This is a genomic window from Streptosporangium sp. NPDC000563, from assembly GCF_040299985.1.
In the GTDB taxonomy this organism is placed as follows: Bacteria; Actinomycetota; Actinomycetes; order Streptosporangiales; family Streptosporangiaceae; genus Streptosporangium.
This window is the reverse complement of the sequence record NZ_JBEPDA010000007.1, coordinates 202,194-211,351: the sequence shown is the minus strand read 5'-3', so window position 1 is coordinate 211,351 and position 9,158 is coordinate 202,194. Positions and strand designations below refer to the sequence as shown.

At 71.3% G+C, this 9,158-nt stretch carries 8 protein-coding genes; 4 read left to right on the top strand and 4 right to left on the bottom strand.

Annotated features, from left to right (window positions below; all coding sequences use genetic code 11):
* Positions 1-171: 171 nt before the first annotated feature.
* Both ABT352_RS19640 and ABT352_RS19635 read left to right on the top strand, forming a co-directional pair.
* Positions 172-1,056 carry a carbohydrate ABC transporter permease gene (locus ABT352_RS19640; RefSeq protein ID WP_350946286.1) on the top strand — a complete coding sequence of 295 codons (885 nt, stop codon included), beginning with the start codon at positions 172-174 and terminating at the stop codon, positions 1,054-1,056.
* The gene (locus ABT352_RS19635) at positions 1,046-1,888 is read left to right on the top strand and encodes a carbohydrate ABC transporter permease (protein WP_350946285.1); all 843 of its coding nucleotides are present in this window, start codon (positions 1,046-1,048) and stop codon (positions 1,886-1,888) included. The genes ABT352_RS19640 and ABT352_RS19635 overlap by 11 nt, the downstream gene beginning before the upstream one ends.
* A 6-nt stretch (positions 1,889-1,894) precedes the next feature.
* Here the strand turns inward: ABT352_RS19635 and ABT352_RS19630 are convergent, their stop codons facing one another.
* On the bottom strand, positions 1,895-2,908 hold the full coding sequence (locus tag ABT352_RS19630; protein ID WP_350946284.1) for a zinc-dependent alcohol dehydrogenase: 1,014 nt from the start codon (positions 2,906-2,908) through the stop codon (positions 1,895-1,897).
* Between the two features lie 101 nt (positions 2,909-3,009).
* On the opposite strand from ABT352_RS19630, the gene ABT352_RS19625 reads away from it, so the two are divergent.
* Positions 3,010-4,728: an IlvD/Edd family dehydratase gene (locus tag ABT352_RS19625; RefSeq protein WP_350946283.1), complete on the top strand. Its 1,719-nt coding sequence runs from the start codon at positions 3,010-3,012 to the stop codon at positions 4,726-4,728.
* Here ABT352_RS19625 and ABT352_RS19620 read toward each other — a convergent pair.
* On the bottom strand, positions 4,615-6,333 hold the full coding sequence (locus ABT352_RS19620) for a rhamnulokinase (protein ID WP_350946282.1): 1,719 nt from the start codon (positions 6,331-6,333) through the stop codon (positions 4,615-4,617). The two genes, ABT352_RS19625 and ABT352_RS19620, sit on opposite strands and share 114 nt — an antisense overlap.
* A 631-nt stretch (positions 6,334-6,964) precedes the next feature.
* Here ABT352_RS19620 and ABT352_RS19615 point away from each other — a divergent pair.
* Positions 6,965-7,357: a PRC-barrel domain containing protein gene (locus ABT352_RS19615; protein WP_350946281.1), complete on the top strand. Its 393-nt coding sequence runs from the start codon at positions 6,965-6,967 to the stop codon at positions 7,355-7,357.
* Here the strand turns inward: ABT352_RS19615 and ABT352_RS19610 are convergent.
* Together ABT352_RS19610 and ABT352_RS19605 are read right to left on the bottom strand one after the other, a co-directional pair.
* Positions 7,309-7,995, bottom strand: a complete 687-nt coding sequence (locus tag ABT352_RS19610) for a response regulator (protein WP_350946280.1) — start codon at positions 7,993-7,995, stop codon at positions 7,309-7,311. The two genes, ABT352_RS19615 and ABT352_RS19610, sit on opposite strands and share 49 nt — an antisense overlap.
* A complete protein-coding gene (locus ABT352_RS19605; RefSeq protein ID WP_350946279.1) occupies positions 7,992-9,131 on the bottom strand; it encodes a sensor histidine kinase in 1,140 nt (379 codons plus the stop codon). Before ABT352_RS19605 ends, ABT352_RS19610 begins: the two co-directional genes overlap by 4 nt.
* Between the last annotated feature and the right edge of the window lie 27 nt (positions 9,132-9,158).

Genomic DNA, 9,158 nt, shown 5'->3' with positions numbered 1-9,158 from the left:
CCGGGGGTCCGGGGGGGCGCTCTCCGCGGGCCGCAATCCCGCGTCCGGGCCGCCCGCAGGGCGGCGGAGGGCACGGAGGGCACGGAGGACACGGAGGCCGAGGGCCGGACGCGCTGCTCTCGGCGGACCCACCGGGCTCGCCGGGTTTCCGGCGGCGGTGGAGGAGGCGGGGTGTTCTGGACCATGCGCCGCCGCGACAACCTGGTCGGATACCTGCTCGTCGCCCCGCAGCTCCTCGGCAGCCTGCTGTTCGTGCTCCTGCCGCTCGGACTCGTCCTGTGGTACAGCCTGCACGAGTGGAACGTGCTCGCCGGGACCTTCGAGTTCGTCGGCGGGGAGAACTACGACAGGCTGCTCGCCGACGCGAACCTCCGCGAGGTCCTCGCGGGGACCGCGCTGTTCTCCGTCGGGCTGGTCGTGCTCAACCTCGGCCTCGCCCTCCTCCTCGCGATCCTGCTCAACCAGCGGCTGCGCGGGACCACCTTCTTCCGCACGCTGTTCTTCTCGCCCGTGGTGGTCTCGCTCGTCGCCTGGACGATCGTGTGGCGCTTCCTCCTGCAGGACGACGGCGGACTCAACGGCCTGCTCGCCGTCGCCGGGGCCGACGGCCCCAACTGGCTGCGCGGCGAGGGCACCGCGATGCTCTCGGTGATCGTCGTACAGGTCCTCAAGAACGTCGGCCTCAACATGGTGCTGTTCCTCGCGGCCCTCCAGGGGGTGCCGGCCCAGCTGTACGAGGCCGCCGAACTCGACGGCGCCGGGGCGTGGACCCGCTTCCTGCGGATCACCGTCCCCCTGATCAGCCCGACCATCCTGCTCACCTCGATCATCACCGTGGTGGGGTCGCTGCAGGTGTTCGCGCAGATCGCGGTGCTCACCCAGGGCGGCCCGGGGATGTCGACGACCGTCCTCGTCTACTACCTGTACCAGCAGGCGTTCCAGTTCCATCACTTCGGATACGGCGCGACGCTGTCGGTCCTGCTGTTCGTGATCGTGGCGCTGCTCACCGTCGTGCAGTGGCGGATGCGCAGGAGGTGGGTCTTCAATGAGACGTGAGATACCCCTACGGCTGAAGACGCTCCTGTACGGCGTGCTGTGCGTGTTGTGCGTGCCGTTCGTCTTCCCGACCTGGTGGATGGTGACCTCGTCCCTCAAGCCGGTCGGCGAGATCTTCGCCTTCCCGCCGAGGCCGCTGCCCGCCGACTGGGACTTCTCGGCCTACGGGCAGGTCTTCCGGCTCCAGCCCTTCGCGGGCCAGTATGTCAACAGCCTCTACATCGCCCTGGTCGTCACGGCGGGGACGATGGCGGTGGCCGCGATGGCCGGGTACGCCTTCGCGCGCATCCGTTTCCCCGGCCAGAACGTCCTCTTCGTCGTCGTGCTGCTCGGGCTGCTCATCCCGAGCGAGGTCACGATCGTCCCGCTGTTCCAGATGTTCCACGGGCTCGGGCTGACCGACACCCACTGGCCGCTCATCCTGGTGCCGATCCTCGGCGCGCCCGGCGTGCTGGCCACCTTCATCATGCGGCAGTTCTTCATCAGCCTGCCCGGTGAGCTGGAGGAGGCGGCCCGGGTGGACGGGCTCGGCCGGTTCGGCACCTTCTACCGGGTCGCGCTGCCGCTGGCCCGCCCCGCGCTCGGCGCTGTCGCGATCTTCACGTTCCTGCACAGCTGGAACCTCTACCTGGAACCCATCGTGTACCTCTCCTCGCCGGAGAAGTTCACCCTCCCGCAGGCGCTGACCCAGTTCGTCGACGCCTACGGCGGGCCGATGTGGAACGTCCAGCTCGCCGCCGCCTCGATGACCGCCCTGCCGGTGCTCGTGGTGTTCGTGCTCGCGCAGCGGCAGTTCATCGAAGGCCTGGCCCACACCGGCCTGAAGGGCTGAGAAGGGTCAGACCCGGGGGTCGACGTGGATCTTGGGGCCGGGCCCGGAGCCCGCGGGGCGGGAGCCGGAGAGGATCTCGCCCACCTCCTCGAGCCCGACGACGGCCGCCACGAGCGGCCGGGGGTCCACCGAGCCGGAGGCGTAGTGCTCGATCGCCCCGGCCAGGCCGGGCGAGGCGCTCAGGATGCCGACGGCCGTCACGTCCTTGAGCACCAGCAGGCGGGTGTCGACGGCGCTGGGGGTCGACGCCAGGCCGATGTAGACCACCCGCTTGCCGGGCTCCACCAGATCGACGGCGAGGGAGGGCAGACCGGGGGCGTTGGAGGCGTCGACGACGGCGTCGAACGGGAGGCCGGGAAGCCGGTCGGCGGTCCACGCCCCGTGCACCCCGAGGGTGCGGGCGAACTCCAGCGACGGCTCCGACAGGCCCATGATGTGCACCTCCGCCCCGTGCGCGAGGGCGAAGGCGGCGGCGAGCAGGCCGATCGTCCCCGGCCCCAGCACCAGCAGCCGGTCGCCGGGGGCGAGGGCCGCGGCCTCGACGGCCCGCAACGCGTTGCCGCCCGGCTCGACCATCGCCCCGGCCACCGCGTCGACCGTGTCCGGCAGGGCGTGCAGCGCCGTGACCGGAACGGGCAGGCGCTCGGCGAGGGCACCGGGCCAGCCGCCCCGGATGCCGATCTCGAAGCGGTCCTCGCACACGTGCTGCAGCCCGCCCAGGCAGCGGCGGCACCTGCCGCAGCCGAGCATGGTGTCGCCCGTGACGCGGGTGCCGATCCAGCCGCCGTCGACGCCCTCGCCGACCGAGGAGACCGTTCCGCACCACTCGTGGCCGAGCCGCATGGGATAGCGGGCGTGGTCCTCCTCGAGATAGGCCATGTCGCCGCTGAAGAACTCCATGTCGGTGCCGCACACCCCGGCCCGCTCCACGTCGACCACGACCTGCCCGGGTCCGGGAACCGGCGGATCGACGTCCAGCACGGCGAAGCGGCGGGGCCCGGTCACGACGAACGCTCTCACGGTTGGAACCTTCCAGACGGCACCGCCGGGCGGGGACGGAGGTAACAGAGGTACAAGAATCGGGCTCCGTAGACTACCGTTCGGCAAATGGGGCTGAAAACGTGACGGCGGAACGACGTAGCTCGCAGTGGTACGCGGGAAACGATCGCAACGCCTACATCCATCGGGCCTGGATGCGGCGGGGGTTGCCCTCGCACGCCTTCGACGGCCGTCCGCACATCGCCATCGCCAACACCGCCTCCGACCTCACACCGTGCAACTCCCATTTCGACGAGGTGGCCGAGGGCGTCAAACGGGGCGTCTGGGAGGCCGGCGGCGTCCCGATGAACCTGCCGGTCGTCTCGCTGGGTGAGACGCTGGTGAGGCCCACCGCGATGCTGTGGCGCAACATGGCCGCGATGGCGATCGAGGAGATGCTGCGGGCCAACCCGATCGACGGTGTGGTGCTGCTGGGCGGCTGCGACAAGAGCATCCCGTCTCTGCTGATGGCCGCGGCCTCGGTCGACCTGCCCGCGGTGGTGCTCCCCGGCGGGCCCATGCTCACCGGCACCTTCCGCGGCGCGCCACTGGGCTGCGGCACGGACGTGTGGAAGCTCAGCGAGGAGGTCCGCGCGGGCACCCTGAGCGAGCAGGCGTTCCTGCGCTCGGAGTCGTCGATGATCCGCAGCAGGGGCCACTGCAACACCATGGGAACCGCCTCCACGATGGCCTGCGTCGCCGAGGCGCTCGGCACCACCATCCCCGGCATCGCGGGCACGCCCGCCCCCGACAGCCGTCTGCTGGAGGGTGCTCATGAGACCGGGCGGCTCGCCGTCGAGCTCGTCGAGCGGGATCTGCGTCCCAGCGCCCTGCTGACCAGGGGATCGTTCCTCAACGCGATCGTGGCGCTGGCCGCCGTCGGCGGATCCACCAACGCGGTGGTGCACCTGCTGGCCATCGCGGGCCGGCTCGGCGTCGAGCTCTCCCTCGACGACTTCGACCGCGTCGGCGCCGGGGTGCCGCTTCTGGCCGACCTGCAGCCGGCGGGCCGGCACCTGATGGAGGACCTCCACCGCGCGGGCGGGCTGCTGGCCGTGCTGCGCGAGGTGCGCGACCTGCTGGACCCCGAGGCGCTGACGGTGACGGGCAGGCCGCTCGCCGATCACCTGGACGAGGCGCGGATCTGGGACGAGACCGTCATCCGCCCGCGTGACCGGCCGCTGCAGGAGGCCGCGGGCATCGCCGTCCTGTACGGTGACCTGGCGCCGTCCGGCGCCGTCATCAAGCCCGCGGCGGCCTCGCCCGAGCTGATGCGCCACCGGGGCCGTGCCCTGGTCTTCGACAGCGTCGAGGACATGCACGCGCGGATCGACGATCCCGAACTCGACGTGGACCCCTCCACGGTGCTCGTGCTGCGCGGGTGCGGACCCAAGGGCTACCCGGGGATGCCCGAGGTGGCGAACCTGCCCCTGCCGGCCAAGCTCCTGGAGAGCGGGGTGCGTGACATGGTGCGGATCTGCGACGGCAGGATGAGCGGCACGGCGTACGGGACGGTGGTCCTGCACGTGGCGCCCGAGGCCGCGGCGGGCGGCCCGCTCGGCCTGGTGCGGACCGGTGACCCGATCGTCCTGGACGTCGAGGCCAGGCGCCTGGACATCGACATCCCGCCGGAGGAACTGGCCAGGCGTCTGCCCTCGGAGACCATGCGGGAGGCGTTCGCCGCGCCCTCACGGGGCTGGGAACGCCTCTACGTCGACCACGTGATGCAGGCCAACCGGGGAGCCGATCTCGACTTCCTCATCGGCTCCAGCGGTCACGCGGTCGCCCGCGAGTCCCATTGACGTCTGTGCTGTCGGCGCCGCCGGTGCCGTCACCGGCGGCACCGACGCCGCGTGACGGGCCGGGCGCATCCGGTACCCGGCGACAGGCCCGTGCTCCGTGCCGTTCCAGCCTCCCTCGGTCCCCGTCAGCCGCCGGTAGCGGGAGTAGGCGATCTCGTACGGTTCCCGCTGCCCTGAGGGAGAGAACGGCCGGGGCCTGAACGAGCGGCGGACCACCTCGCGCAACTCGGTGAGGGAGCCGATGCGGCCCTCGGCCATCGCCTGGACCAGCAGGTTGCCCACGGCGGTCGCCTCCACGGGGCCCGCGAGCACCGGTCGTCCGGCGAAGTCGGCGACGAGCCGGCACAGAGTGTCGCTGGAGGCCGCGCTCCCCACCAGGTGCACGGCCTCCACCCGCCGGTCGCTGAGGAACTCGGCCTGCTCCAACGCCCACCGGTAGGAGCAGGCGAGGCTCTCCAGGACGCAGCGCACCGTCTGCGCGCGGCCGGCGGGCGGCGCCTGGCCGGTTGAACGGCAGTAGGCCCCGATCCTGGCCGGCATGTCACCGGGTTCGAGGAACCAAGGATGGCCGGGGTCGATCAGGGGGCCGAAGGCGGGGGCCGCCGCGGCCTCGGCGACCAGATCCGCGTACGAGGTGCGCACCCCCCAGGCCCTGCGGCACTCCTGGAGCAGCAGCAGGCCGTTGAGGGTCCGGGTGAAGCGCACGGTCCCCATGACGCCGCCCTCGTTGGTGAAGCCCGCCAGCCTCGCCTCCCGGCTCGTGACCGGCGCGTCGAGCTCCAGCCCCGCCAGCGAGCGAGGGCCGAAAGAGACGTAGCCCACCGATCCGGATGAGACGGGAAGCGCCGCCGCCACGGAGGCGGCGTCGTGGCCCGCAACCGCGACGACCACGGGCGCGGCGCGGCCTCTCCCGTTCCGGTCGCCGCCCCTCCTGCCGCTCCCACCGTTTCCCCCGCTATCGCCGCTCTCGCCGCGCAGCGGGCCGACGACCGTACCGGGCTCGGTGAGCCGGTCGGCGAGCAGGTGACGGGGCAGGCCCAGGCGGGTGACGATGCTGTTCGCCCAGCGGCCGGTCCTGACGTCCAGCAGCTGGCTGGTGCTCGCGATCGTCCGCTCGCTGAGCATCTCGCCGCTCAGCCAGAGCGTGAACAGGTCCGGCATCATCGCCAGGTGGTCGGCCGCGTCCAGGAGCGGGGAACCGGCATGCGCCAGCAGCTGGCAGGCCGTGGTGCCGGGGCCCGGATGGACACCGGTCAGCTCGTAGTGGTCCTGCCAGGAGACGAGTCCCGCCAGCCCGGAGGTGTAGGGGTCGCGGTGGTGACGGGGGTTGGCCAGCAGTCGCCCGTCGCGGTCGAGGAGCGCGAAGTCGCCGCCCCAGGCGGTCACGCCCACGCTGGTGAGGCGGTCGCGGGCGGCGGCCAGCGCGATGCCCCCGCGAGCCTGGGTGAGAAGCCCGAGCACGTCCCAGTACAGGCCGTCGAGAACGCGGACGGGCCGGTTGGCGAAACGGTGCACTTCACGCACCGAGAGCCGTTCACCATCGAATTCGCCGGTCAATACCCGGCCGTTCTCAGGTCCGAGATCCACGGCCACGTAGACGGGCACGGGTGCAAGGATAACCGGAGAGACTTTACTGATACGGGGGATATATCAGAAACGGTAGGTGAGGCAGCTCACAGGGTCGTCTTTCTCTCCGGGGTCGGCCGGGTGGGCCTTTCCTGGAACCCTTCCTCGACGGTTTCACCCGGTGTGGTCAAGCGGTCCCCACCGCTCGGGCGCGTACCGGCACCATTCCCGCCTGGTCCGATCTCGACCGGTTTGGGCGAAGGCGGCGGTGGCGGCGGGTCCGGCCACGGTGAGGGCCCAGTGAGAGTCACAGTGACGATGTCGCGACGTTTACGCGACATGACGGTGATCTCCATCTGATCCTCGTCCGATCCGTGAACCACGGACCTTCCCCCTTATATGGGCGGCCATTCGGCATACCGTCCGGGGCATTGTCCTTACCCCCTTTCCCGCACGGAGTCGTGGCGCCCATATGGGCCTCCGAGACGGCGGCAAAGGCACATGATTCCTGCGATTTACCAGCATCGGTAAAGACATCCCGGATTTCCGGACCGAGGCGACCAGGCACGATTGACAGCCGGCGGAGGACGGCCATCCGCCGCACCGTTTATCTCGGCCGCGAGGGGTAGTCGGGGGGCCACACACATCGTGACAAGGAGAGAGCCCGCACATGACGAGCGAAGGTCTGTGGAGCTATCGCGAGGGCGTCTACGGTCCGGACGAGACGATGGACGAGACGATGAGCGTCATCGGCTTCGACGTGGAGGCCGTCGACGGCAAGGTCGGCCGAGTGGAGGAGGAGAGCAACATGACCGATGACAGCTACATCGTGGCCGACGTCGGCTCCTGGCTCTCGGGCAGGAAGATCGTGCTCCCGGCCAGCACGGTGACCAGGATCGACAAGGACGAGCGCAAGGTGCACATCTCGCAGACCAAGCAGGAGATCCAGGACGCGCCGGAGTACGACCCGGCGACCTACCGGCAGAGCGTCCACCGCCAGGAGTCGGGCGGTCACTACGCGTCCGCCCCGCCGCGCGACCGGCTCACCGCCGATCTCGGCTGAAGCGGCCGGCCGTCCAGCCGGATGATGCCGCGGGAGGCGGCGACCGTCACCGCGGCGGTGCGGTCGTCCACGCAGAGCTTGGCGAAGATGTGCAGCAGGTGGGTCTTGACCGTGGCCTCGCTGATGCACAGGTGGGCGGCGATGGCCTTGTTGCTCATCCCCTGGGCGACCGCACCGAGGACCTCGGCCTCCCGGCCACTGAGAGCATCGGGGGCGTCGGCCCGCGCCCACGACAGCACCCGGCTCGCGATCGTCGGCGACAGGGCGCTCTCCCCCCGCGCCGCCACCCGGATCGCGTCGAACAGCTGCTCGCGGCCGACGTCCTTGAGGAGATAGCCGATGGCTCCCGCGTCGATGGCGCGTGAGATGTCGCCGTCGGTGTCGTAGGCGGTCAGGACGATCACCTTGGCTCCCGGGTCGTCCTCGCGGATCCTGCCGATCGCGGTCGCGCCGTCGATCCCGGGCAGCTGCAGGTCCATCAGGGTGACGTCGGGCCTCAGGTCGCGCGCCAGCCGCACCGCGTCCGTGCCGGAGACCGCCTCACCGACCACCTCCAGATCGTCCTGGGTGCCCAGGACAGCCCGGATGCCGTCGCGGACCAACGGGTGGTCGTCGGCGATCAGGACCCGGACGGTCATCGCGACCCGCTCAGCGCCACCGGGGAAAGGCTGGCCACCACCGTGGCGCCCGCCCCCGGGGCACTTTCCACGAGCAGCGTGCCGCCGAGTTGCTCCATCCTCTCCCGCATGATCGAAAGGCCGTGTCCCGAGGCGGCCCTGCCGGGATCGAAACCGTCGCCGTCGTCGTGGACGTCAAGCACCACCAGGTCCTCCATGTACGACAGGGTCAGCGTGACCTGCTCGGCGCGGGCATGGCGGCGCACGTTGGCGACCGCCTCCTGCGCCACGCGCAGCAGCTCCGCCTGGACCCGTGCCTCGAGCGGCCGGAGCCTGCCGGTGATCACGGTGTGCGCGTGGACGCCGGTCTCGTCCGACAGCCTGCCCGACAGCCGCCGCAGGGCCTCCGGCAGGCCGCACCCGTCGAGCTGGCCGGGGCGCAGTGCTCTCACCACCCTGCGGCTTTCCGCCAGATTCTCCCGCGCCACCCGCAGCGCCTGGGTCAGGTGCCTGTTGTCCGGCAGGGTCTCCTGGGCCGCCTCGAGCAACATCGTCACGCTGGCGAACCCCTGGGTCAGGCTGTCGTGGATGTCACGGGCGAGCCGTTGCCGTTCGGCCGCCACGCCCGCCTGCCGTTCGGCCGCCGCCCGCGCCTCCTGCGCGACCTGCAGCCGGTCGAGGAGCCGCTTGCGCTCGGCGCTCTGCCGGGACACCGAGCCGAAGTACCCGACCGCGGCGGCCGCGCTGGTCGCGATCAGCGCGGCGATGACGATCTCGGCCCAGGTGATCGACCCGGTCGCGTGGAAACGATGCCACAACCAGCCCCCGGCGCACGACACCACCGCGACCAGCCCGACCCGCACGGCGTCCATGCAGTACGGCACGAGGACGCTCAACGCGACCACCAGGAAGGAGGAGTCGATCGCGAACAGCCCCAGCCAGAGCAGTCCACCGCCGAGCACGTACGGCGTGGGCACGTCGTCCGGGGGCGGCGTGCGCAGCACGAACCACACCGCGTACCAGGCGGCCAGCCCGGCCACCAGCACCACCGGGAGCACCCGGCCCACCTCCGACAGCGGGCCGGCCGAGGTGAGCACCAGCCATGAGGCGAAGAAGGCGTGCTGCCACCGGCGTCGCGACCGCTCCCAGGACTCCACACCGCCGACGATAATCAACCTCCCGTC